The following is a 23,732-nucleotide window of genomic DNA, read 5'->3' as shown; positions in this document are numbered from 1 at the left end:
ACCCGCCGGTCGAAGTATACCGACCGCCCCGCCGGCGGGGCGGTTCAGCTGATGAAGCCCACCGCCTTCAGCCAGTCGTGGGCCACCGTGGCGGGCTTCCGGCCGTCCACGCTGACCTGCTTGTTCAGGTCGGTGAGCGTCGCGGTGTCGAGCTTCGCGGCGATCGGCGTGAAGACCTGCTCCAGCTGCGGGTACTTCTGGGCGATCGCCGAGGTGATCGAGATGGCGGGGTTGTAGGTCGGGAAGAAGTGCTTGTCGTCGTCGAGCACGGTCAGCTTCTGCCCGGCCACGCGCCCGTCGGTGGAGGCCACCGAGCCGAAGCCGCAGGGGTCGCCCTTGCCGATGCTGGTGTAGACGACGGCGTCGTTCAGCACGTGCACCTGGGCTTCGGGCAAGGTGAACCCGTAGGTCTTCTCCACACCCGGGAAGCCGTCGTCCCGGCTCTTGAACTCCGGCCCGATGCAGGTCGAGGCCGCGGCCGGGTCCTTCTGCGCGAGCGCCGCGTAGTCCGAGATCGTCTTGACGCCGGTCTTGGCGAGGGCCGCCGGGTTGCCGGCGAGGGCGTAGGTGTCGTTGGCCGGCGAGCGCGCCCACCAGGTGACCTTGTTCGCCGCGTCGGCCTGCTTCACCGCGTCGTACTGCGCCTGCGGGTCGGCGATCGGCTTGGTCTGCTTGAGGTAGCTGATCCAGGCGGTGCCGGTGTACTCCCAGTACAGGTCGATCGCGCCGCTGGTGAGCGCCTGGCGGACGTTGCTCGAGCCGGTGATGTTGGTCTTGTCCTGCGGGCTCGCCCCGGCCGCCTGCAGCGCGACGATCGCGATCTGGCCGAGCAGCAGCTGCTCGTCGAACTCCTTGGAGCCGACGCGGATCTGCGCGCCGCTCAGCGCGTCGATCTTCTTGATGGATCCCGCGCCCACCTGGGCGCCGGTCTCGTCCTTGCCGATCGTGCACCCGGCCGTGAGCGCCGCCGCCGCGACGAACGCGAGGACGGCGGCTGTCGTGCGCTGGAGCATGGGTGGGGCCTCCTTGAAGTGGTGGAGCTACATGCCGCGCGGGTGCAGGGCCTCCTCGGCGACCAGGCCCAGCCAGTCGGCGAAGAGCGCCAGCGCGGCGACGACGATGCCGAAGGTCAGGCTCAGGATCGGGCGGTACAGCCCGATCCCGGCGACGAGCCCGCCGCCGAGACCGCCGCCGTCGATGAAGGTGGCCAGCGTCGCGCTCGCGACGGTGAGCACCAGCGCCGTCCGGATCCCGGCGAGGATCACCGGGACGGCCAGCGGCAGCTCGATCCGCCACAGGATCGCCGTCTTCGTCATGCCCATGCCCCGCGCGGCGTCGACGAGCGTCGGGTCGACGCCGTCGAGCCCGACGATCGTGTTGCGCAGCACCGGCAACGTCGCGTAGACGACCAGCGCTGTCACCGCCGTGGCGGTTCCGGTGCCGGTCCAGAGCGCGAGCAGCACGACGAGCCCGATCGACGGGATCGCCTGGCCGAGGTTGCCCAGCCCCAGCCCGACCGGCCGGGCCCAGCGGGCGCCCGCGCGGGTGAGCAGGATGCCGAGCGGGAGGGCGATGACGATGGTGCAGACCGTCGAGATCAGCGTGAGCCGCAGGTGCGCGCCCAGTTCGGTGAAGATCTCGCCGGCGTTGAGGTAGCGCTGTTCGATCGAGTCGAGCGGCTGCGCGCGCACGATCAGGAAGAGCGCCAGCAGCCCGAGGGCGAGCAGGACCGGGCGCACCAGCAGCCCGAGCCGGCTTCGGGACCGTTCGGGCGCCTCGGTGTCCGGACGCGGATCGGGCGCTCCCCCGGCGTCCGGGACCGCGGGCGTGGGCGTCCCTTCCGCAGGCTGGAGCGCCGCGATCAGGCGCGGCACGTCGCACACGCCCAGGGCGCGTTCGCCTTCGGTGACGACGACCGCGGTGCTTCCGGTGCGCACCATGGTGTCCAGCACGTCCCGCAGGGTGGACCGGTGCGAGACCGCGGGCAGGCCGTCCGCCGGCGCGCCGAGTTCGAGGTCCGCCACCGGGATCAGCGCGAGCCGCTTCAGGTTCCGCTTCGAGCCGGCGAAGGCCGCGACGTAGTCGTCGGCCGGCGCGGCGAGGATCGCCTGGGGCGTGCCGTACTGCGCGAGCACCGACCGCGGCCGCAGCACGGCGATCCGGTCGCCGAGCTTGAGCGCCTCGTCGAAGTCGTGCGTGACGAACACGATCGTCTTGCGCACGTCCCGTTGCAGGCGCAGGAACTCGTCCTGCAGCCGGGCGCGGGTGATCGGGTCAGTGGAGCCGAACGGCTCGTCCATCAGCAGCACCGGCGGGTCCGCGGCCATCGCCCGCGCGACACCGACGCGCTGCTGCTGGCCGCCGGAAAGCTCACGCGGGTACCGGGTTCCGTGCTCGCGGGTCAGGCCGACGACGTCGAGCAGCTCGCCCACGCGGGCGGCGACGCGGCGCCGGGTCCAGCCGAGCACCCGCGGCACCACGCCGATGTTGGCGTCCACCCGCAGGTGCGGGAAGAGCCCGACCTGCTGGATGACGTACCCGGTGTGGCGCCGGTGCTCGTCGAGGTCGAGGGCCGAGACGTCGGTGCCACCGACCGTGACGACACCCGAGGTGGGTTCGACGAGCCGGTTGATCATCCGCATGGTCGTCGTCTTGCCGCAGCCGGACGGCCCGGTCAGCACGACGATCTCGCCCGCGGGGATCCGCATCGTGAGGCGGTCGACCGCGGGCGCCGCCTGGCCGGGGTACCGCTTGCTCAGGTCCCGCAGCTCGATCGTCTCGCCGGCGGTGCCCGCGGCGTCGGCCGACGCCGCGGCCTCCCGGGCGAGCGGACGCCGCCACGTCGTCAGCTTGCCGACCAGCACGAACGCCAGGTCGAACAGCAGCGCCAGCACCACGATCCCGAGCGTCCCGGTCAGCACCTGGTTCAGCGAGTTCACCGAGCCGAACCGGCCGAGGCCGTCGAAGATCTCGTTGCCGAGCCCGGGGCCCTTGACGTACGCGCCGATGGCGGCGATCCCGATGGTGATCTGCGTCGAGACGCGGATGCCGGAGAGGATCACCGGCCAGGCCAGCGGCAGCCGCACGCGCCACAGCAGCCGCGCCCGGCCGAGCCCCATCCCGCGGGCGGCGTCCACCACGGCCGGGTCGACCCCGCGCAGCCCGACGATCGTGTTGCGCGTGATCGGCAGGAGCGCGTAGAGCACCAGCGCGCACAGGACGTTCGTCAGCCCGAGCCCGAACGGGCCGATCAGGATGCCCAGCAACGCGATCGACGGGATGGTCAGGAACGCCGCGGTCGTCGTGGTCGCGATCGAGCCGAGCCACCGCCGCCGGTAGGTGAGCAGCCCGAGCGTCATCCCGATCAGCACGGCCAGCGCCATCGCCGCCAGGGTGAGGTCCACGTGGAGGATCGCGTCGTTCACGACGTCGATCCAGTTCTCGCGGAGGTACTCGGAAAGGCTCAGGGCCGCGCTCCTCGGGCGTCGAGGGGCGGAAATTCACCGACCGCCCCAGTCCGGCTTGGACCCCAAGCCCAGCACGTCGGCGGGTTCCTGTCCACCGCCCTGATCAGGCCGCGACGTGCGCGACCGCGGCGGGCAGCTCCTCGTTGAGCCGCCGGAGACTGGCGACCAGCTCCTGACAGTCCGCGCAGCCGTCGAGGTGCGTCCGGATCCGGCTCGCCTTGTGGTGCCCGATCCCGTCGCGCACCCACCGGCCCAGCTGGCCGCCGACGTCGCGGCAGTTCCGCCGCTGCGACGCCGGGACGTGCTGGTCCAGATAGGCCTGACGCAGCCCCTCCCGGGCGCGGTAGGCCAGCGCCGCGACGCTGTTCGGCGACATCCCCAGGTCCCGCGCGATCCGCGCCGGCGACTCGCCCTCGATCTCCGTCCGCCACAACACGATCCGCCACCGCTCGGGCAGGCCGGCGAAGGCGGCCGCGGCGACGGTGGCGTGCAGCCGGCTGCCCACCTGCTCGTCGCTGCCCGCGCTCGGCAGCACGTCCGGCACCTCGGCGACCACCGAGACGGACGCGTCGTGCCGGCGCCAGGTGATCATCGTGTTCCGGATCGTGGTGAGGAGATAGGGCCGGAAATCCTCGTCCGGCCCCTCTCCCGAGCGCAGAATCCGTAGTACGCGGGTGAATCCTTCGGCGATCAGGTCGTCCCGCTCCGCCGCGTCGGCCGCGATCGCGGCCGCCACCCGGCGGGCGGCGACGTAGTGCCGGTCGTACAGCCGGCCGTACGCCGCGACGTCCCCGCCGCGCACCGCTTCGATCAGGACCGCGTCGTCCGGGACATCCCTCGCCCCGGCCTCCGCCGATACCACGTCGATCACCGCTCCCCCTCGCCCATGCTCTTGCTCATGCCCTTGCCCGTGCCGCTGCTCACGCTCTTGCACGTGCAGATTGATCCGAGATACTCACCCAACGAGGGAGCGGGCGCAAGGTTTCGGCGCCAGGTCCCGGTTTCTTCCGGAACAGGCGCCGCAAAACCGGAGTTTGTCAGGGCGCGGCGGGTTCGGACGCGAATTCGCCGGCCGGGCGATGACGGTAAAAATACCGGCAGCCTCCCTTTTCGGAAGGCCGCCGGTATTCCCCGGAGATCAGTGACAGCCGGACCGCGCCTCGGCCGTGTCCCGCAACCGGTGCACCCAGTCGGCGAGGCCTTGGTCGAGGCTGCTTTGATTGCCCGGGACGTCGGCCTCGACCGGCGGGCCCGCCCAGGATTCCTCGGTGGTCGCGAGTACGCCGTCCCTGGTCGGCTTGAACGTCCACAAGTGCACGCCGGTGATGCCGTTGACGGGCGCGCCCCATGCGGTGCACCCCAACGGCTTCACGGTCTTGATCGTCGACACGGCGTGCATGTTCTGCGGCGACCAGGAAAACACCGAGCCCGGCCGCAGCGGCCCCGGCGTTTCCTTGTGCGCGGGGGCGATCTCCGGGATCCAGCTCCGCCAGTGGTCGATGTCCGTGTGCAGGCGCCAGATCTCCGCCAGCGGCGCCTTGATGAGCGCACTGGCCCGGCTGACCACGGGCGCGGTCTTGTCGACGGTGACGCCGCGACAGTCCTGGAAGGTCGCGGAGCTCGCCGAAGCGACCGACTGCGCGGACAGCGTCATCGCCGCGCCGAGGGTCACGACGCCGATACCGCGAAGAATGGTGTTGGTCATGATCAGTCCTTTTCGATCGTCAGGAAAGTGGTGGCGACCCGACGGTTGCCGGAAACGTCGAAACTGTCGAACAACAATTCGAGCAGCGGGAACGTCGTTCAGCGGTTCGCACCTTCGGCGAGCCGGCGGTGTTCGAGGACGGTCGCGACCGCGTAACCACCACCTCCGGCTACCGCGAGGACCCAGAACAGGCCGGGCGTGCCGAAGGCGAGCGAGGCGGTGGAGACCAGGGCGAGCCAGCTGCCGAGGCCGTAGTGCAGGACGTTGCGGCGCACGGCGCCTTCGCCCAGGTAGAGCAGGCCGACGACGAGGCCGGAGCCGGCCGGCCAGAGCACGGTGGCCAGGTCCGGTGAGTCCATTGTGGACGTCAGGCCGGTGATGGCGAGGAAGAGCGCCGTGAAGCCGCCGACCCAGGACAGGCCGAGGAGCCGGCCGCTGAGGACGTCGGCGCCGCCGCGCTGGGCCCGGGCCGCGGCGAGGGTGGCGAACACGGTGCCGGCGGCGAGGCCGAGGCCGAGCAGCGTCATCGGCAGCCACCCGGGCAGCCGGACCAGCGGGTCGTCGCCCACGGACACGGCGGCGGCGCCGTGGCCGAAGACGTACGCGAGGCCGAAGCTGAGGTAGGTGGCGCGGTTGTCGGTGTCCCCGGCGCGGGCGACCGGGGCGGCGGCGATGGCGGTGGTCATGACGGGAGTCCTCCGGAAGTGAGGCGGGACAGGGGAAACGCGATCCGCTCGACGATGTCGGCGGGCCACGGGAAGACGTCGGTGACGGCGCGCTGGTGGGCGAGCCCGTGCAGGCCCAGCCACAGTGCGACCGCGTCGGCCGCGGGATCGGTGCTGGCGCAGTGCCCGGCGGCGACGCAGTCGGCGAGGCAGCCGGTCAGGACCCGCAGTGCTTCTTCGCCGAGCGCGGCCTCCGGGGTCCAGGTGCCGCCGAACATGGCGCCGTACCGCTCGGGATGCTCCTGGGCGAAGCCGAGGTAGGCGTGGCAGACGGCGTGCAGCCGGTGCCGGGGATCGGGGCCCGCTTCGGCGAGGGCGGTCCGGGCCCGGCCGGACAGGTCGGCGAACGCCTGGCGGACGACGTCCAGCAGGATCGCGGGCCGGTCGTGGAAGTGGCGGTAGATCGAGGGTGCGGTGATCCCGGCGTGGCGGGCGACGGCGCGCAGGGTCACGGCCCGCGGGTCACCGCCGGCGTCGAGCAGGGCGGTCGCGGCGGCCAGGATCTCGGCGCGGAGCCGGCCGCCTTCCCCACGCCGGTTCCGCGAGCGGGGCGGACCGGCGCCCGGGGTCACGGCCGGCCCGGGTCCGCCACGATCACGACCTTGCCCGCGACGGTCCGCGACTCGGCGAGCGCCAGCGCCGCACCGGCGTCCGACAGCGGGAACTCCGCGGCGATCTGCGGGCGCAGGACGCCGCTCTCCACCAGCCGCAGCACCTGCGTGAGGTCCTCGCGCAGCCGGGCCCGGAAGGTGTTCAAGCGGCGCTTGCCCGCCCAGAAGTTGTAGAACCGCGCGCGCTTGCCGTTCGGCAGCAGGTTCCACAGCGCCAGCCGGGCGAACAGCCTCAGCACCGGCAGCTGCGAGTTGCCCTCGGTGTCCTTGGACGCCGCGGTGCCGTACGACACCAGGGTGCCGCCGCGGCGCAGCAGCCGCCACGAGTCCGCCACGCCGGCCCCGCCGACGTGGTCGAACACCGCGTCCACGCCGTCCGGCGCGAGCTCGCGGAGCTTCCGGTACATCTGCGGGTCGTGGTAGTCGACCGGGGTCACGCCCAGCTCGCGCAGCGCCGCGTGGTGGCGCGGCGACGCCGTGCCGAGCACGGTGATCCCGGCGTGGCGGGCCAGCTGCGCGAGCGTGGAGCCGACGCCGCCGTTGGCGCCCAGGACCACGATCGTCCCGCCGGCGCGCACGGTGGTGGTGCGGTGCAGCATCTGCCAGGCCGTGACGCCGTTGACCGCGACGGTCTCGGCGGCGGCCGCGGAGACGCCGTCCGGCACCGCCACCAGGTCGGCGGCGGCCAGCACCTGGGCGCTGGCCCAGCTGCCGACCTTGGTGACCGCGGCGAACCGGCGGCCGGTCAGGGCCGGGTCGACGTCCGGGCCGGTCGCGGTGACCGTGCCGACGACGTCGTAGCCGGGGACGAACGGGAACGGTGGCTGGCTGAAGTACTTCCCGAGCCGCATCTGCTGCTCGGCGAAGGACACGCCGGTCGCGTCCATGCTCAGCACGACCTGGCCCGCGGCGGGCGCCGGGAGGTCACGGGTGCGGAGCTGGAGGCCGGCGACCTCGACCTTGCCCGGCAGGACGACCTCGGTGGCGGTGGTGACAGTGGTGGTTCTCATGGCGGCTGCTCCGTCCGATCGGTTGTGCTTACAGCCGTAACCCTACGAGCGTTAGCGTACTGAGCGCAAGAGCTAACGCTTGTAAGTTTCATGGCGTAAACTGACGGCATGGACACCGAAGGCACCGCGACCCGCACCCGCAACCGCCGCGGCGAGGGCGCCCGGCTGCGCGACGAGATCGTGGCGGCGGCGGTCGAGCTGCTCGACGAGACGGGCGACGAAAGCGCCATCACCCTGCGCTCGGTCGCGCGGCACGTCGGGATCGCCGCGCCGTCGATCTACCGCCACTTCCCCGACCAGCCCGCGATCATGCTGGCCGTCGTCCGCAACGCCTTCGCCGAGCTGGACGCCGAACTCCGCACGGCCCGGGACGCCGCGACCGGCCCCCGGCAGCGGCTGGTCGCGATCTGCGAGAGCTACCTCGGCTACGCGCAGGCCCACCCCGGGCGCTACCGCACGATGTTCGGCGGGCTCTGGATGCCCGACCTGACCGACAGCTCCCTGACCGAGACCGACCTGGCCACCCTGGGCCGGGCCAGCATGGAGCTGCTCCACGACGCCCTCGCGGACTGCGTGAGCGCCGGCGTCGCCACCAGCACCGACCTCGCGGCCGACACCGTCGCGTTGTGGGTCGGCGTGCACGGACTGGCCCACCAGCGTGGTGTGTCCCCCGCGTTCGTGTGGCCGCCGGACATCGCCGACCGCGTCGTCACCTCACTCGCGCACCTGGCCGCGGACTGAGTTCCGCCGGGTACCGGCGTTTTCCCGTATCAACGCGCCCCACCTCCTACTCTCAGTGGAGTGGACGGCATCGACAGTCTCCGGCACGCGATCGAAACCATTCCCATTCCCGGCGCCCCGCCGCGGCTGTCCCGCCAGGGCGCCGCGGTCGGGCTGGCGCTCCTGGACACCTCGCTGCGGCTCAACCACGTGCGCCGGCTGACCGAACGGCTGACCGTCGTCGAGCACGGGACGGCGCGGCGCAGCACCGAGGTCGACGTCAGCCTCAAGCTCCTCGACGAGGGCCAGCGCCAGGCCACCGCGCAGCTGCAGGACCTGATCGGGCGGGAACACGGCGAACGGGCCACCTCACGACCGGCCCGGCAACGTTCCCTGTGGGTGCCGCTGGCCCGGCTGCCGCGCCGCGACGTCTCCCCCGTCGACGTCTTCGACAGCTCGGGCCAGAAACTGCCGCGGCTCACCCAGCACGAGGCGTCGCGGCTGGTCGCCGCCGGGCTTTACCGGCTGCTGCGCGGGATCCTCGCCGGCGACGAGAACGCGCAGACCGCCAAGCACGAGCTGAACACCTTCCTGTTCCAGGTGCACGAACCGCGCTGGCTCATCCAGCAGGCGCTGCTGACGCTGCTCACCGAGCGGAACCACCCGGAGGAGGAGTTCGCGCTGGCCCCGGCCGGCGGCACGGTGCCCGGGTACGGCCGGCAGTGCCGGGAGCTGGCGCTGGACATCCTCGCCGGCTGCGCCGACCTGCTCGTCGAATACGCCTACCTGCTGAACGTCGCGGTCCGCGACTACATGCTGGTGGTGGCGCTGGACGACTCGGTCGAGGAGCACCGGCTCAGCTACGAGACCCCGCTGCACGTCGACGCGCGCCGGCCCGTCGCGAGGGAGCAGTGGCGGCGGCTGGCGTCGAGCCGCCGCGGCTACGTCGTGACCTACGAGACGATGATCCCGGCCACGCTGAAGTCGTACCACCTGGTGGCCGGCACCGCGCCGGAGGCCGAGATCTCCCGGATGTACCTGTCCACCGACGCCGACCAGCACCAGGTGGACGGCCTGGTCGAAGACCTGGCCTCGCTGGCCGAACGGCAGGACGCCGCCCCGCTGCAGGAAGCCGACGGCGCCCGGCACAAGATCCTGGAGCTGCAGGCCCAGACCGTGCTGCGCCGGCTGGCGGACCTGGTGCGCCGCCGCAAGTGGGAGGCCGGCCAGTCCGGCGTCGAGCTGTCGCCGCGCAGCCTGCCGGCCTGCCACCGGCTCGCCGCCGCGGCCACCACGGGCGAGGCCGTGCGGACGGACTCGGGCGAGCTCGACAACTCGCTGCGGCGGCACCCGGAGTTCACCGCCGCGAACCTCCGTGAGGCCGCGCAGGAGCTGACCGACCGGGAGTTCGGGCAGGACCTGGTGCTGGTCAACGGGATCGCCGACAACGAGGCGCGGGCGTACTGGCGCCGGTCCGGCGGCCGCGACGCGCGCGGCGACCACGTCCGGGTGCGCGCGACGCTGGTGCTCAAGGACTCCACGAAGTCCGGGCCGCTCAACGTGACGTTCTACGCGCTGGCCGTCGCGACGGTCTCGTTCGTGCTCGGCTGGATGCTGGTGGGCAGCCCGTGGTTCTACGGGCGGGCCGCCACCGAGGCGCTCGGCCACATCGGCGACGGCCAGTCCGTGATCACGATGCTGTTGCTGCTGCCGGGTTTCCTCTACAGCCGGCTGTCGCTGCCGCCGCGCCGCACCGTGCTCGGCTACCTCGGCACGCTGCCGCAGGCGCTCGTGCAGCTGAGCATCGCGGCCGTCGCCGGGTTCGCCGCGGCCGTCGCGACGCAGAGCCGGGGCGAGGTCGTGCAGGTCACGCTCACGATCGCCGTCGGGCTGCCGGTGCTGGCCGCGCTCGTGCTGTTCAGCCAGGTGTCGTGGCGGGTCTCGGCGATCCCGCTGTCCCGCATCGGGGCGCCGCGCTGGGCGGGCGCCGGGGCCTGGGACCGCCGCGAGCCGCTGGACGCCGACGTCCGGTTCGACTCGTCCGGGGGGTGGTGAGGGTGCGCAGCCAGCGGATCTCCGTGCGGAACGTCGCCGACCTGGCCCGGGCCGGCTTCGAGATCGCCCGCCAGCCGGTGACCAAAGTGGACTTCGAGGTGCACCACGCGACGGCCCGCCACGGCTACCTGCGCGAGCTCGTCTCCGACGGCTCCGACACCACGATCTTCCTCGAGACGCTGTGCTCGGCCACGAACGGCGCCGGCGTCGTGATCGGCACCCGCACCCGCAAGCCGTTGGACGGCACCGAAGTCGTCGAACGCGTCGACGGCCAGCAGCCGGCCGAACGCCCGCAGCAGCGCGCGGGCGCCTGGGTGTTCCACCAGACGACCTCGCCCAACCCGACGTTCATCTACGAGTCCGCGCAGACCTTCGAGGGCCTGATCGGGATCGACCCGGGCGCGCGCGAGGTGTGCGAGTGGCACGGCCTGGCCATCCGCGACCTGGCGAGCGAGATCTCCGACGCCGCGGCCGGGCTCATCGACGCGCCGCTGTTGTCACTGCAGTGCCCGGCGCAGCTGCCGACGATCGTCAAGACCCGCAACCACGACCTGCGCACCCGCAAGGAGGTCGCGCCGCCGTGCGCGTCGCTGGCGGTCCGGTTCTCGATCGCGCTGCGGGACGCCTCCGCGGCCGCGCGGTTCGAGCTGGCCGACCGGTTCCGGGAGCTGTGCGAGAAGAACGGCTACAGCTTCTGGCTCGCCGACACGCGCCCGGGGCACCGGCAGGGCAACTGGTTCGAGGTCTACCACGCCGACGGCGAGTTCTCCCCGCTGTACAAGGGGGATCTCCGGTCCCGCCAGCGGGTCGGCACGTGCCTGCCGGTGACGTTCGTCGGGCCGGCGCGGATCGGCTCCACGCACGCGATCACGGCGTTCCTGCAGCGCTACCCGCAGGTGGGGGTGGTCGGCTGCGCCGGGACGACGTTGTCGGACGTCGCGTTCGTCCACCTGCAGCTGTCGATCCACGGCGTGGCCGCCGACCGGCTGAATCGCATCCTGGGCAAGCTGCTGGGCGAGTCCGCGACCCCGGCCCGGCCGTACAAGCTGTTGCGGGAGCTGTTCAAGCGGCTCGGCCTGCCGCCGGACCCCGACGGTCCGGGCTCGGCGGCGCCGGACCCGACGGGCGACTACCAGACCTTCGCCGGCCCCGCGTTCGCCTACCGCCCGTTCCAGATGCCCGACTGCATGGCCGTGTGGGTGTCGTGGGAGATCGCCCGCCAGCACCAGGGGCTGGCCGCCCCGCTGGACTGCCTGTACCGTGCGCTGGCCCAGATCGCGCCGCAGGTGGACGCCCTGCCGTCGGCGGCCGAGCTGACCACCGTCGAGTACCTCATCTGCCGCGCCACCGAGCAGTCGGTGATCCGGGGCAAGGCGAAGCTGGCCGTGCCCAAGTCGGCCCTGCGCCGGTTCGCCTCGGGTGGCGCCGAGCTGCCCGCGTCCAAGCTGTGCGCGTCGCTGGAGGAGGCGTGGAAGGCCCACGTGGACCAGTCCGGTGTGGACGGAGTGAGCGAGCTGACGGTGGCGTGGCGCGAATCCTGGCTCGGTCACTGGACGTACTCGTGACGAGCTAGCCCTTCACCAGGACGGCGCCCATGACGACGCCGAAGAGGCGTTCGACGCGCGGTTCGAGCGCGGGCTGGTCGCCGAGCCAGGCCAGCGACGCGGCCAGTGCGAACAGGTCCGCGCCGTCGATGTCGGTCCGCGCGACGCCCTCGGCCTGAGCGCGGGTGAGCAGCCGGGTGCCGGCCGCGCGCATCGTGACGCAGGAGTCGTGCAGCGCGGACTCCGGGTCCTCGATGGCGTTCACCATCGACGTCACCACGCCGCGGTAGTTCGTCGTGCACGCGACGAACTCGCGCAGCCACGCCAGCAGCGCGTCCTCGGGCGAGCTCGTGGCCTCGACCTCGGCCGCTTTCGCCGTCAGCTCGTCGAAACTGGTGCGCAGCAGGGCTTCCAGCAACGACTCGCGCGTCGGGAAGTGCCGCAGCAGGGTCGCGAGCCCGACCCCGGCCCGGCGGGCGATGTCGCGCATCGAGGCGTCGACGCCGTGCTCGGTGATGACGGTGCCCGCGACGACGAGCAGGTGGTCGTGGTTCGCCTTGGCGTCCGCCCGCATCTCCGCCTCCTTTGACATCCGGACCACTGATCCGCATAATCGGATCAGTGGTCCACATAAGTGGATCGTTGATCCGTTCAGCGTACCCGGTGCGCAGACAGGAGAACGCCGTGTCACCACGGACGATGAAGGCGATCCGGCTGCACGAGTTCGGCGGGCCCGAGGTCCTGCGGTACGACGACGTGCCGGTGCCCGAGCCGGGGCCGGGTGAGGTGCTCGTGCGCGTCCACGCGGTCGGCGTCAATCCCCCCGACTGGTACGCCCGCGAGGGGATGCCCGATGTGCCGCCCGAGCTGAAACCGCCGTTCTCGCTGCCGCTGATCCCGGGGACGGACGTGTCGGGTGTCGTCGAAGCCGTCGCCGACGACGTCGAGGCGTTCGCCGCCGGCGACGAAGTCCTCGGCCTCCTCCGCTTCCCGGCCAGCCTGCAGGGCGCCGCGTACGCGGAGTACGTGACCGCACCGGCCACCGACCTCGCCCGCAAGCCGGCCGGCGTCGACCACGTGGCCGCCGCCGGCCTGGCCATGGCGGGACTGACCGCGTGGCAGTTCCTGATCGACCTCGGCCACGACCACCCGTCGCCGTTCCAGGCGGCCCGGCACCAGCCGATGCCCCTCGGCGCGGACACCGCGGTGCTCGTCAACGGCGCCGCGGGCGGCGTCGGGCACCTCGCCCTGCAGCTGGCGAAGTGGCGGGGCGCCCACGTCATCGCCGTCGCCTCGGGCACGCACGAGGCGTTCCTGCGCGAGCTCGGCGCGGACGAGTTCCTCGACTACCAGAAGGTCCGGCCCGAAGAGGTCGCCCGAGACCTCGACCTGGTGCTGGACACCGTCGGCGGCCCGGACAGCCGGCGTTTCCTGCGCACGCTCAAGCGCGGCGGCGCGCTGTACCCGGTGTACTTCGGCGAGTTCGACGACGAGGAGAACGAGAAGCTGGGTGTCACGGTCACGGCCACCCAGGTCCGCTCGAACGGTGCGCAGCTCGCCGAACTCGCGCGCCTGCTCGACGCCGGCACGATCCGCGTCGCGATCGACAGCACGTTCCCGCTGGAGAAGGCGGCCGCGGCGCACGAGCGGGCCGCGCGCGGGCACCTCCGGGGCAAGATCGTCCTCACCGTCGACTGAAGCGGCTGGCTAATTAGACCGGCTCGAACGGGGTGCGTCTCGGCGACGTCGACTGGTGTTGCCGGGGCGGTACCCGGTCGCCGGGTCGACGTCGGCCGGTTCGAGCAGCCCGACGTCGTGGTAGTGGCGCAGGGTCTTCGCGCTGAGGTGCGTCACCCGGGAGAACTCGCCGACCGTCAGACCTGCTCGCATGGCCCTCATTCTGAACCTTCCCCTCGCCGGAAGGTCCACCCGCCGGTCGCCCCTTGTCTCTCCCCCGGCCGCCGGGCCCAGCATCACCGGTACCGGCCACCGCGGCCGGCTCCCGACGGAAGGACACAGTCATGGACAGCACCGCACTTCCCGGCGTCATCGCCACGCTGATCGTGGTGCACAACACCCCGGCGCCCTACTGAGAACCCGCCTGGCACACCAGGGCTGCGAGACGATCCGGATCATCCGGGACCAGGACGATCCCGACCACGTCGCCGGACTGACCCAGTGGACGGAGCGGCAGGACTACACCGGCTATCTCGGCTGGCGGACCGCACGCGGCTTCACCGGCACCTTCGAAGCGATGCTCACCCGGCCGCTGGTGATCAGCTACTACGACGAACTGTATGCCGGCCAAGGGATCGCCGCGGTCACAGCGTCGGGAGCAGGCCGCCGTCCACGGTGATGGCCGTGCCCGTCAGGTAGGACGCGCGCGGCGAGGCCAGGAACGCGATCAGCTCCGCGGCCTCGTCCGCTCGGCCCGGCCGGCCCAGCGGCGCGGTCAGCGACGAGTGGAACCGCGCGCGGACCTCGTCCACCGTCCGGCCCGAGTTTTCCGCCAGCTGTGCCAAAGTGGCGTCGAGCGCGCTGGTCTCGACGACGCCGGGCAGGACCGTGGTGACGCGGACGCCGTGCGGGCCGCAGGCGGTGGCGAGGCCCTTGCTGTAGGCGTTGAGCGCGGCTTTCGCGGCCGCGTAAGGAATACCCGACGGCTGCGGGTAGCGGGCGGCGCCGGACGAGACGTGCACGACGGCGCCGCTGCCCTGCGCGGTCAGGTGCGGCACCAGGATCCGGTCCAGGCGCACGACCGACAGCAGGTTCGCGTCCAGGTTCGCCTGCCAGTCGTCGTCGGTCGCCGCGAGCACGCCGCCGGGTACGTGGCGGTTGCGGCCGGCGTTGGCCACCAGGACGTCGAGGCCGCCGAGGTGGCCGAGCGCCGCTTCGGCGGCGGCCTCGATCTCGGCCGGCACGGTCAGGTCGGCGGTCACCAGGTGCACGCCGTCCGGCACGCCGGCCGGGGTGCGGGCGATGGCGACCACGCGCGCGCCGGCCGCGACGAGGCGGGCCACGGTGGCGGCACCGATCCCTCGCGTGCCACCCGTGACGACGGCACGCGCACCCGCAAGACCCAGGTCATCGCGGCTTTCGAGCATGGCGGTCCTCCGAAAGTACTTGAGTGAACTATATCGTTTACCACGCTACACGATGTAGTCCGCTACAGTGAGCCGGTGACCACCGTCCCGGCCGCCGGCCACCGTGACAGCCCCGGCCTGATGTTCGCCCTGCTCGGCAACGAGACCATGCGCCGGCTGCGGGACGCGCACACCGCGAACGACCTGACCCCGCGCCAGTTCCAGATCCTCGGCCTGCTCCACGACCGCGGCCCGCTCGGCCAGACCGACCTGGCGACCGCCGTCGACACCGCCGCCAGCATCCTGGTCACCCAGCTCAACCCCCTGGAGGCGGCCGGCCTCGTCTCCCGCGACCGCGACCCCCACGACCGCCGCCGGCACGTCGTGCTGCTCACCGCCCTCGGCCGTGAACGCCTGGAGAAGGCCGCCGCCGCCCAGCAGGCGGTCGAGGACGACGTGTTCCAGGCCCTCACCCCGGCTCAACGCACCCAGCTGACCCGGCTGCTGATCCTGGTCCGCGACGATCTCACCGGCGGCCACGAACAGTGCGGCACCCCGGCTTCCCTGGACCGCGAGACCCGCTAGGACGACGGCACCAGCGCGCTCGTCCTGTCGCCGCCGACCCCGGCACGCCGCGCCAGTAGCCTGGGCCGGCTGTGGCCGATCACCGACAGGAGCTCCCCATGGAACGGCAGAGGTCGCCCGAGAGGCTGGTCTTCTTCAGCGACGCCGTCGTCGCCATCGCCTTGACGCTGCTGGTGCTGCCGCTCACCGAGCTCGTGCCGGAACTGATCGCGGCCGGCGCGCCCGCGTCGGAGGCCGTCACCGGGAACTGGCCGAAGATCTTCAGCTTCCTGCTCAGCTTCGCCGTGATCGGCCGGTTCTGGCTCACCCACCACCGCATCTTCGAGCACGTGCGCGCGTTCAACAGCCCGCTCGTGCTCGTCAACTTCTGCTGGCTGCTCACCATCGCGGTGCTGCCGTTCCCGACCCAGCTCATCGGCGCCTACCAGACGCAGCGCTTCACGGTGCTGTTCTACCTCGGCACCCTGCTCGCCGGCAGCGTGTGCCACACCGCGCTGCTGTTCATCGTCCGCCGCGACCCCGCGGTCCACGGCGACGCCGAACCCGTGTCGGACGCCTGGGCCCGCAGCTTCGTCGTGAGCACGGGCATCTTCGCCCTCGCGGTGGGCGTCGCCTGCATCCGGCCGGGTTTCGGGTACTACGTCCTGCTGCTGCTCGCCCTGCCGCCGCTGTTCACCCGCCGGCGGCCGGCGGCCACGCCGGCCTGACGTCGGCCGCCGTGGCCGGGGCCGGTGTTCGCGCCAACCGGAGCAGATGTGCTCACGGGCTGAAAGGGTGTCAGCCGCGAGGTGGCAGGATGCCGCGCATGCGAGTGACGCGCTACGGACCGTCCGAAGAGGCCGGACGCGCCCGGCTGGACACGAACACCGTCGCGCGGCTCGACGACGTCGGTACCTTCACCGACCTGCTCGGCGTCCTCGGCGCACTGCGGGCCGAACACGACCCGGCCCGGATCCTCTGCACGCTCGACGACGTCGACCAGTGCGCGTACACGAGCGGGCACGCGAGCGAAGACGACCGGCTCTGGTCGGACAGCGACGACGCCGACGCCCGCGCCGCCCACATCGCCGCCGCCCTGGACGATCCCGGGTCGCGGGTCGCGTGGGAGGACCTGCCCGGCGACCGCCTCGGCGGGGAAGCCGACGTCGCGGCCCTCGTCGAGGTGAACCGGAACCCGGACGGCTTCCTCGACGACGTCGTGCTCGTCCAGCGCGTGCCCGTGCCCCGCGACGACCTCGCGATCGCCGGGATCCCGAACGGCTACTTCACCGCCGACTGGACCGTCTTCCAGAACCACGCGATCGTGCGGCGGCTGGCCGCGCACGGCTACCGGCACGTGGGGATCGGCGCGTCTCTGCTCGGGTTCGACCGCGCGGCCACGCCGTCCGAAGACGAGGCCCGCGCGGTCGTCGCCGATCTGAAGCACCTCTACGGCGCGCCCGGCGCCTGGGCACAGCTCGCCACTCTGCTCCCGGAACGGCCGTACCTGCTTCTAGGCTACACGGAGGACTTCCCGGACTTGACGGGCTGAGCCGCCGCCAACGACGCCGCGGCCGCGGCGGCTTGGACCTGCTTGCGCCCCGGCAGCCACACGCACAGGACGGTCGCGAGGAGAGAGAAGCCCGTCGCCCACCAGAACGCGACGTGGAAGCCGGAGACGGCCGCGCCCGGCCCGGCGCCGGCGATGGCCTGCTCCAGGACGACGGCGAGCACCGCCGTGCCGAACGACCCGCCGACCTGCTGGGCGATCCGCGTCAGGACGCTCGCGTGCCCGATCTCGGCGCGGGCGAGCCCGACGTAGGAGGCCGTCATGACCGGCATGGTGACGGCGCCGAGCCCGATGCCGCGGATCAGCAGCCACAGGGCGAGCAGCCGACCGTCGCTCGTGGCGTCGACGAACGCGAACGGCACGGTCGCGGCCGCGACGACGACGAACCCGGCGACGGCGATGGTCTGCGCCCCGATCCGGTCGGTGAGCGGGCCGGCGATCTGGCGGCTGAGCAGCGCCCCGATCCCCTGCGGGACCAGCATGAGCCCGGCGGTCAGCGCGCTCACGCCGCGAACCTCCTGGTAGTACAGGGGAAGCAGGAGCATCGCGCCGAACAGCGAGAAGCCCGACAGGAACAGCACGGCCGTCGACGACCCGACCGAGCGCGCGGCGAGCAGCCGGATGTCCACGAGCGGGTCGCGGTGACGCAGCGCGTAGAGGGTGAAGGCGACGAGGAAGAACACGCCGACGGCGAGCGGCGCGAGGACGTCGAACCGGCCGAAGCCGGCCGCGCCGGCGTTCGAGAGGCCGAGGAGCACGGCCACGATGCCGGGGACGAGCAGCACGAGCCCCCACACGTCGAGCCGGGGCCGGGCGACGGCCGGCGGGTCCTTGGGGAGGTAGCGGCCGGCGAGGATCAGGCCGGCGACGCAGAACGGCACGTTGACCCAGAACATGAAGCGCCAGCTGTAGTCCGTGATGATCGCGCCGCCGACGAGCGGGCCGAGGATCGGCCCGAGCAGCCCGGGCAGCGCGACCCAGGTCATCGTCTTGCCGAGCGCGTGTCCCCCGGCGGCCTGCATGATCAGCGTCGTCATCACCGGCAGCATCAGCCCGCCGCCGAGGCCCTGCAGGACGCGCCAGCCGATGAGCGATCCCGCGTCCCACGCGAGGCTCGACCCGATCGAGCCGGCGAGGAAGACGGTGAGGGCGACCATCCAGACCCGCTTGCCGCCGAAGCGGGTGAGCGCCCAGGTGCTGAGCGGGACCGCCGCGCCGAGCGCGAGCATGTAGCCGGTCGTCACCCACTGGATCGTCGAGACCGGCACGTCGAGGCTGGTCGCCAGCTGGTGCAGGGCGACGCTGACGATCGTCGTGTCGAACACGACCGCCAGCGCCCCCACGACCAGGATCAACGCCGTCTTCAGCACCTTCGGGTCGACGCCGTCGCGCGCCGGTGTGTCCGCAGTCATCAGTACCCCAATAAGAGAGGGATTATTTTCTTATTGGCGAGGGTAGGAGGACTGGCGAAGGAATGCAAGTCTCTCTTATCCTGGACGCATGCCGACCGAGGTCAAACGCCGCCGCCGGGGAACCGAGCTGGAGCACGCGCTCCTCGACGCGACCTGGGAGGAGCTGGCCGGCGCCGGGTTCGCGAAGCTGACGATGGAGTCCGTCGCGGACCGCGCGAAGACCGGGATCGCGGTGCTCTACCGCCGCTGGCCGGACAAGAACGCCCTCGTGCTCGCCGCCATCCGGCACTACGGCGACACCCACCCCGTCGAGATCCCGGACACCGGCAGCCTGCGCGACGACCTGCTCGCACTGCTCCGGAACATCAACGCCGGCCGCACCGAGCTGGCGACGCTCGTCGGCGCGACGTTCGCGGGTCTGCACGACAGCGCCGGCCTCACCCCGGAGGAGGTCCGGCTCACCGTGCTCGGCGACGGCCCGAAGCGCTCCGACCCGGTGTACCGCCGCGCCCACGACCGCGGCGAGATCGACCTCGCGCGCATCCCGCAGGACGTCCTCGACCTGCCGTTCCAGCTCATGCGCCACGACATCCTGATGACGCTCAAGCAGGTCTCCCCCGAGCGGATCCGCTCGATCGTCGACGACGTCTTCTGGCCGCTCGTCTCGGGCTGACCGCCCGGGCGGCCGTCTGAGATTCGTCGACGGGGCCGGGTAATGCGCCCCAATGTGGCGTTGGGTGCGTTGGACGCACCGAACGCCACATTGGGTGCGTTGGACGCACCCAACGCCACATTGGGGCGTTTGGGGAACGGGACGCTCCCGGAACCATCGCGGCCCGGCCGGGGACCAGCCGCGTGTCACATCTCGTGGACCCGGCTCGTCCGTCGGCGGACAGCTCAGCAGAAAGGGAGGCCATGTTCGCCGCTTATCTCAGCGTTACCCTCGTCGCCGCGGTTTTCACCGGTAGCGCCGCCGTTTTCTACCTGATCGGGCATGACTACCCGAAAGCCCAGGCGGACATGAAGGGCGTCCCGCGGTCGTGGCTGCCGTGGCTGGGCTCGGCCCTGGCGGCGGGAGCGGCCAGGCTGCTGGCCGGGCTCGCCGTGCCGCTCCTGGGCGTGCTCGCCGCCGCCGGGCTGGTGCTGTACTTCGTCGGCGCGCTCGGCGCCCACCTGCGCGTCGGTTCCCGTCAGCTTGTCGGCGGAGTCGTGTTTCTGGCCCTCGCGGTGGCCGACCTCGTGCTGAACCTGGGCTACCACGGGTAGTCAGCCGCGGTACTCCAGCCAGTCCAGGTTGATCGAGCCGGTGTCGCCGGGTGCGTAGGACAGCGTCACCACCGGGTCCCGGCCGCTCAGCGGCACGCCGGTGAAGGTCACCGTGCCCCAGTCGTCCCAGCTGCCGGAGACCACCGGGAAGCTCACCTGCCGCACGGCTTTCCCGGCCACCGACAGCGTCATCGTGCGCGCGTCGCCGTTGGCGTTCGCGTACCGCACGGTGATCACGCCCGTCGTGGCATCGGCCGACGTGCGGTGCAGCGTGAACGACGACGCGGCGCCCTGGGCCCACAGCCCGTCGAGGAACGCGCGGCCGGAGTAGCCGGTGTGGTTGACGTTCGTCTTGACCCCGCCGGTGTTGTGCGCGTCTTCGGCTTCGAGGTGCCCGGGGGCGGGACAGCCGGCGACGGTGCCGGCCGTGTCGGCGCAGCGGTCGGCGGCGTCCGCCACGTGGTCGCCGTCCCGGTCGCCGGCGGTCGCGCCGGTGAGGGTGATCTCGACGCGGTGCGCGCCACTCAGGGTCGCCGGGACGGCGTTGCCGGGTGCGGGCCGGCCGTCGAGGGTGAACGCGCTGATCCGGGTGCCCGCCCCGTGCAAGGCGATCGTCAGGTCCGCGTTGCGGTAACGCAGGTTCCGCAGGGTGACGTCGCCCCAGCCCGCGGGCAGGTCCGGCGTGAACGCCAGGCCGCGGTCGGTGAACGTCAGGCCGAACAGTCCCGTGTGGACCATGTCGAGGAACGCCGTGGCCGACCAGGTCTGGTCGGGCTGGGACCCCCAGTGGAACTTCACCGTGTCGCCGAGCCGCTGCCAGCCGCCGTCGACGACCCCGGTGTCACCGTTGTAGATCTCCCAGAACCCGCTGTTGCCGCCGGCCAGCTTCGCCAGTTTCGCCGTTTCCGCGGCGAACCCGCTCTGGTTCCCTTGCGCCGCCAGCGCTTTCGCCCACAGGCCCTGGACGAGCGGCCAGACGATCGCGTTGTGCCTGCCGGGCTGGGCGGCGGAGTAGCGGTCCCAGTGCGGGAACGTGTCGGGCATCCCCCAGGTCATCTCGCGGGCGTGGGTGACGATCGACCGGGCCTGGGCCGGGTCCGCGACGCCGAAGAGGATCGCGAACGCCAGCCCGGTGCCCTCCTGGTAAGCGCCTCTCGTGCCGTCGGCGAGCAGCTGGTAGTCGTACAGGCCGGTCGCGGCGTTCCAGAAGTGGTTGTTGATCGCGGCCTTCAGTGCGGCGGCCTTGGTCCGGTAGCCGGCGGCCGCGGGATCGCCGAACTGGTCGGCCATGTTCGCGGCGTTGACGTAGGCGGCGTAGTAGACCTCGTTGGTGCTGAGGTACATCCCGCTCGCGACGCCCGGCCACGGCGAGCTGCCCGTGCTGACCGACTCGGTCGCGTCGGCGGGCGGCGCGGGGTAGCCGGCGATGCCGTCGTTGAAGAACGACGGGCCGGTGAACAGCCCGTACGTGGCGTTGAACCCGGCCGTGCCGGCGTGTTCCCGGATGGTCAGCGTGTCGCCGGCGGTGCGGTAGGCGTCGCCGAGGAACTGCCGGTCCCCCGTGACCAGGTAGTGGTGCCACGCGGCGGTCACCCAGACGACCTGGTCCCACTGCTGGTCGTCCTGCTGCACCCGCAACGCGCCGCTCGCGTCCTTGTCGACGACCGCCCAGAGCGTGTTCTCCGCCAGCGCCGGGGCCAGCAGGCTCGTGGCGTTCCAGCTGTTGACCGACGCGTCCCGGGTCCACGGCTGGTCGTACCCGCCACCGGCGCGGACGAGGCCGACGGCCGGGTCCAGCAGGCCGCTCTTGTCGTACTTGGTGTCGTAGCCGATCGTGTTGGTGCGCAGCAGGTTGTCCAGCGCGGCCGTGTAAGCGGTGCCGAACAGGGCCTGGCTGTCCGGGTTCGCGAACTCGAGCGCCGGCGCGGCGACCGGATCCGCGGTCGCCGGCGCCACGCCGGAGACGACGCCGCACGCGGTGACCAGCGCGAGGAGCGTGAGTGCGGTCCTGCGTCCGTGGCTCATGCCGTGCACCTTCCCCGGCACCGGGCCTGCCGGACCGAAAGGCCATTGCACCACGGAATCCCGGCCGCGGAGCGGACCGGCGAAGATCCTGTCCGCTTCTGTCCGGCGCGCTAACCCATCAGCAGTACGAGCTTTCCCCGGACGCGACCGGCTTCCCCGGCCCGGTGCGCCTCGGCGATGTCCGCCAGCGGGAAGGTGCCACCGACCCGGACGACGAACCGCCCGGCGTCGGCCAGCCGGCCGATCTCCGCCAGCACGTAGTACGCGCGGCCGGCGTCACCCCGGCTGAACCGCACCCCGTGCCGCCGCGCGCCGGCGTGGTCCGCGACCGTGACGACGTGCTCCGGGCCGCCCGCGAGTCCGGCCAGCTCGGGCAGGACGCCGTTTCCAGCGACGTCGAGCGCGAGGTCCACGCCGTCGGCGGCCAGCGCGCGCACCCGCTCCGGCATGCCTCCGCCGTATACGACGGGTTCCGCCCCGAGCGAGCGCAGGAAGTCGTGCGTGGCCACACTTCCGGTGCCGATCACGCGGACACCGCGGGCCACGGCGAGCTGGACGGCGGCGGTGCCGACGCTGCCCGAGGCGCCGTTGACCAGCAGCGTGTCGCCGGCTTCGACGCCGAGCTGGTCGAGGGCCCGCGCCGACGTCTCCCCGGCGACCGGCAACGCGGCCGCCGACGCGAAGTCCAGCGACGCCGGGATCGGCGCGTACCAGGACAGCACGGCCCGTTCGGCCTGCGCCGCACCGCCCTCGGACAACCCGAACACCCGGTCCCCGACGGCCACGTCGGTGACGCCCTCGCCGAGCTCGTCGACGATCCCCGCCGCTTCGTAGCCCAGGGTCTGCGGCAGGTCCGGGTCCATCAGGCCCTGGCGTTTCTTCCAGTCGCTCGCGTTGACGCCGGCCGCGCGCACGGCGATCCGGACCTGCCCGGCCGCCGGCCGCGGGTCGGGCAGGTCGACGATTTCGAGTACCTCCGGGGCCCCGAACCGGCTGAACCGCGCGGCTTTCACGCGTCCTCCTTCTCGCGAAGGGGCACGCCGTGCCCGGCGAGGAAGCGGCGCTGCTCGGCGACGGCTTCCCGGTCTTCCGGGCTGCCGCCGCCGAACCCGGCGTGCGGCATGGCCTCGAACACGTGCAGGTCGGCCGCGACACCGGCGTCGCGCAGCCTGCGGTGCATCCGGACGGTGTTGGAGAGGAACAGGTCGCGGGTGCCGCTGCGGAGGAACGTGGGCGGGAAGCCGGTCAGGTCGCCCAGGACCGGCGAGAGGTACGGCTGCCGCAGGTCGGCCCCGGCCGCGTAGAGCGCGTTCGGCGTGCGCAGGCTGCGCAGGACGTTGTCCACGCCGGCCAGGGTCCGGAAGGTGTCGCCCGACTCGGTCAGGTCGACCTGCGGGGTGTTGAGCACCAGGGCGGCGGGCATCGGCAGCCCGGCATCCTTGGCGCGCAACAGAAGGGCGGCGGCTATGTTCCCGCCGGCGGAGTCGCCGCCGACGAACACCCGTGCCGGATCACGGTCCCGCAGCACACGCCGGTACACGGCGAGCGCGTCGTCGAGCCCGGCCGGGTACGGGTGCAGCGGCGGCAGCCGGTAGTCCACGCCCCACACGAGCAGCCCCGCGTTCGACGCGGTCCGCGCCGTCGTCATGCGGCACGCGTCCCCGCCGCCGACCACCAGACCGCCGGGGTGCATCCAGAGGTAGACCGGCTCGTCCGCGGCCTCTTCGACGCCTTCGGGTCGCGCGGCGTACACGGTGACGCCGTCGACGTCCAGGTCCTCGACGGTGACCGGCAGGTCGGCGACCGGGAACCGCCGGGCCGTGGACCGGTTCGCTTCCTCGGCCAGCGCGAGCCAGCCACCGGCGTCGTCCAGGGCCGGGTAGGTCAGCTCGCCCTTGTCGAAGGCGAGCCACTCCTGGGCCTGCTCGCTGACGGTGGACGGGGCGGGAAAGGTGTCGTGGCGCATGACACTACA

At 72.4% G+C, this 23,732-nt stretch carries 23 protein-coding genes; 9 read left to right on the top strand and 14 right to left on the bottom strand.

Annotated elements, in window-relative coordinates:
* Positions 1-44 precede the first annotated feature (44 nt).
* The 7 genes from ACLJQZ_RS31560 to ACLJQZ_RS31530 form a co-directional block, all read right to left on the bottom strand.
* The gene (locus ACLJQZ_RS31560) at positions 45-1,013 is read right to left on the bottom strand and encodes a glycine betaine ABC transporter substrate-binding protein (RefSeq protein ID WP_410623487.1); all 969 of its coding nucleotides are present in this window, start codon (positions 1,011-1,013) and stop codon (positions 45-47) included.
* A 27-nt stretch (positions 1,014-1,040) separates the two neighbouring features.
* Positions 1,041-3,425: an ABC transporter permease subunit gene (locus tag ACLJQZ_RS31555; protein WP_410623486.1), complete on the bottom strand. Its 2,385-nt coding sequence runs from the start codon at positions 3,423-3,425 to the stop codon at positions 1,041-1,043.
* A 145-nt stretch (positions 3,426-3,570) separates the two neighbouring features.
* Positions 3,571-4,338, bottom strand: coding sequence for a sigma-70 family RNA polymerase sigma factor (locus ACLJQZ_RS31550; RefSeq protein ID WP_410623485.1), 768 nt, complete (start codon positions 4,336-4,338; stop codon positions 3,571-3,573).
* Between the two features lie 267 nt (positions 4,339-4,605).
* Positions 4,606-5,172 carry an SRPBCC family protein gene (locus tag ACLJQZ_RS31545; RefSeq protein WP_410623484.1) on the bottom strand — a complete coding sequence of 189 codons (567 nt, stop codon included), beginning with the start codon at positions 5,170-5,172 and terminating at the stop codon, positions 4,606-4,608.
* A gap of 98 nt (positions 5,173-5,270) precedes the next feature.
* Positions 5,271-5,858 (bottom strand): ABC transporter permease, encoded by a 588-nt coding sequence (locus tag ACLJQZ_RS31540; protein ID WP_410623483.1) that lies wholly within the window; start codon positions 5,856-5,858, stop codon positions 5,271-5,273.
* The gene (locus ACLJQZ_RS31535; protein ID WP_410623482.1) at positions 5,855-6,469 is read right to left on the bottom strand and encodes a TetR/AcrR family transcriptional regulator; all 615 of its coding nucleotides are present in this window, start codon (positions 6,467-6,469) and stop codon (positions 5,855-5,857) included. Before ACLJQZ_RS31535 ends, ACLJQZ_RS31540 begins: the two co-directional genes overlap by 4 nt.
* Positions 6,466-7,518, bottom strand: a complete 1,053-nt coding sequence (locus ACLJQZ_RS31530; protein ID WP_410623481.1) for a medium chain dehydrogenase/reductase family protein — start codon at positions 7,516-7,518, stop codon at positions 6,466-6,468. The genes ACLJQZ_RS31535 and ACLJQZ_RS31530 overlap by 4 nt, the downstream gene beginning before the upstream one ends.
* A gap of 108 nt (positions 7,519-7,626) precedes the next feature.
* Here ACLJQZ_RS31530 and ACLJQZ_RS31525 point away from each other — a divergent pair, with 108 nt between their 5' ends.
* The 3 genes from ACLJQZ_RS31525 to ACLJQZ_RS31515 are packed head-to-tail and all read left to right on the top strand — an operon-like array spanning position 7,627 to position 11,858.
* Positions 7,627-8,259 carry a TetR/AcrR family transcriptional regulator gene (locus ACLJQZ_RS31525; RefSeq protein ID WP_410623480.1) on the top strand — a complete coding sequence of 211 codons (633 nt, stop codon included), beginning with the start codon at positions 7,627-7,629 and terminating at the stop codon, positions 8,257-8,259.
* Positions 8,260-8,319: 60 nt separating this feature from the next.
* Positions 8,320-10,293 carry a hypothetical protein gene (locus ACLJQZ_RS31520; RefSeq protein ID WP_410623479.1) on the top strand — a complete coding sequence of 658 codons (1,974 nt, stop codon included), beginning with the start codon at positions 8,320-8,322 and terminating at the stop codon, positions 10,291-10,293.
* Positions 10,294-10,295: 2 nt separating this feature from the next.
* On the top strand, positions 10,296-11,858 hold the full coding sequence (locus ACLJQZ_RS31515) for a hypothetical protein (RefSeq protein ID WP_410623478.1): 1,563 nt from the start codon (positions 10,296-10,298) through the stop codon (positions 11,856-11,858).
* Positions 11,859-11,862: 4 nt separating this feature from the next.
* Here ACLJQZ_RS31515 and ACLJQZ_RS31510 read toward each other — a convergent pair whose 3' ends face one another.
* Positions 11,863-12,411: a TetR/AcrR family transcriptional regulator gene (locus ACLJQZ_RS31510; RefSeq protein WP_410623477.1), complete on the bottom strand. Its 549-nt coding sequence runs from the start codon at positions 12,409-12,411 to the stop codon at positions 11,863-11,865.
* 110 nt (positions 12,412-12,521) lie between these two features.
* On the opposite strand from ACLJQZ_RS31510, the gene ACLJQZ_RS31505 reads away from it, so the two are divergent.
* Entirely contained in the window at positions 12,522-13,535 is a 1,014-nt protein-coding gene (locus tag ACLJQZ_RS31505) for an NADP-dependent oxidoreductase (RefSeq protein ID WP_410623476.1), read from the top strand.
* Between the two features lie 9 nt (positions 13,536-13,544).
* On the opposite strand, the gene ACLJQZ_RS31500 is transcribed toward ACLJQZ_RS31505, so the two are convergent.
* Together ACLJQZ_RS31500 and ACLJQZ_RS31495 are read right to left on the bottom strand one after the other, a co-directional pair.
* Positions 13,545-13,727 carry a MerR family DNA-binding transcriptional regulator gene (locus ACLJQZ_RS31500; protein ID WP_410623475.1) on the bottom strand — a complete coding sequence of 61 codons (183 nt, stop codon included), beginning with the start codon at positions 13,725-13,727 and terminating at the stop codon, positions 13,545-13,547.
* Between the two features lie 431 nt (positions 13,728-14,158).
* The gene (locus ACLJQZ_RS31495) at positions 14,159-14,941 is read right to left on the bottom strand and encodes an oxidoreductase (RefSeq protein ID WP_410623474.1); all 783 of its coding nucleotides are present in this window, start codon (positions 14,939-14,941) and stop codon (positions 14,159-14,161) included.
* 75 nt (positions 14,942-15,016) lie between these two features.
* On the opposite strand from ACLJQZ_RS31495, the gene ACLJQZ_RS31490 reads away from it, so the two are divergent.
* The 3 genes from ACLJQZ_RS31490 (at position 15,017) to ACLJQZ_RS31480 (ending at position 17,036) form a co-directional block, all read left to right on the top strand.
* Positions 15,017-15,505 (top strand): MarR family winged helix-turn-helix transcriptional regulator, encoded by a 489-nt coding sequence (locus tag ACLJQZ_RS31490; protein WP_410623473.1) that lies wholly within the window; start codon positions 15,017-15,019, stop codon positions 15,503-15,505.
* Between the two features lie 98 nt (positions 15,506-15,603).
* On the top strand, positions 15,604-16,212 hold the full coding sequence (locus ACLJQZ_RS31485) for a TMEM175 family protein (RefSeq protein ID WP_410623472.1): 609 nt from the start codon (positions 15,604-15,606) through the stop codon (positions 16,210-16,212).
* A gap of 89 nt (positions 16,213-16,301) precedes the next feature.
* Positions 16,302-17,036 (top strand): hypothetical protein, encoded by a 735-nt coding sequence (locus ACLJQZ_RS31480; protein WP_410623471.1) that lies wholly within the window; start codon positions 16,302-16,304, stop codon positions 17,034-17,036.
* Here ACLJQZ_RS31480 and ACLJQZ_RS31475 read toward each other — a convergent pair.
* Entirely contained in the window at positions 17,003-18,466 is a 1,464-nt protein-coding gene (locus tag ACLJQZ_RS31475; RefSeq protein WP_410623470.1) for an MDR family MFS transporter, read from the bottom strand. The genes ACLJQZ_RS31480 and ACLJQZ_RS31475 overlap by 34 nt on opposite strands.
* 88 nt (positions 18,467-18,554) lie before the next feature.
* Between ACLJQZ_RS31475 and ACLJQZ_RS31470 the strand changes: the two genes are divergently transcribed.
* The gene (locus ACLJQZ_RS31470) at positions 18,555-19,139 is read left to right on the top strand and encodes a TetR/AcrR family transcriptional regulator (protein ID WP_410623469.1); all 585 of its coding nucleotides are present in this window, start codon (positions 18,555-18,557) and stop codon (positions 19,137-19,139) included.
* Between the two features lie 242 nt (positions 19,140-19,381).
* On the top strand, positions 19,382-19,732 hold the full coding sequence (locus ACLJQZ_RS31465) for a DoxX family protein (RefSeq protein WP_410623468.1): 351 nt from the start codon (positions 19,382-19,384) through the stop codon (positions 19,730-19,732).
* Here ACLJQZ_RS31465 and ACLJQZ_RS31460 read toward each other — a convergent pair whose 3' ends face one another.
* From ACLJQZ_RS31460 to ACLJQZ_RS31450, 3 genes are all read right to left on the bottom strand, one after another.
* Positions 19,733-21,757: a glycogen debranching protein gene (locus tag ACLJQZ_RS31460; protein ID WP_410623467.1), complete on the bottom strand. Its 2,025-nt coding sequence runs from the start codon at positions 21,755-21,757 to the stop codon at positions 19,733-19,735.
* A 110-nt stretch (positions 21,758-21,867) separates the two neighbouring features.
* On the bottom strand, positions 21,868-22,770 hold the full coding sequence (locus ACLJQZ_RS31455) for an NADP-dependent oxidoreductase (protein WP_410623466.1): 903 nt from the start codon (positions 22,768-22,770) through the stop codon (positions 21,868-21,870).
* On the bottom strand, positions 22,767-23,723 hold the full coding sequence (locus ACLJQZ_RS31450) for an alpha/beta hydrolase (RefSeq protein ID WP_410623465.1): 957 nt from the start codon (positions 23,721-23,723) through the stop codon (positions 22,767-22,769). Before ACLJQZ_RS31450 ends, ACLJQZ_RS31455 begins: the two co-directional genes overlap by 4 nt.
* Positions 23,724-23,732: the final 9 nt, after the last annotated feature.

Origin of the sequence: Amycolatopsis sp. cmx-8-4, from assembly GCF_046548675.1 — a bacterium.
In the GTDB taxonomy this organism is placed as follows: domain Bacteria; phylum Actinomycetota; class Actinomycetes; order Mycobacteriales; family Pseudonocardiaceae; genus Amycolatopsis.
The sequence above is the reverse complement of the archived record's forward strand: the minus strand, read 5'-3'. Positions and strand labels throughout refer to the sequence as shown.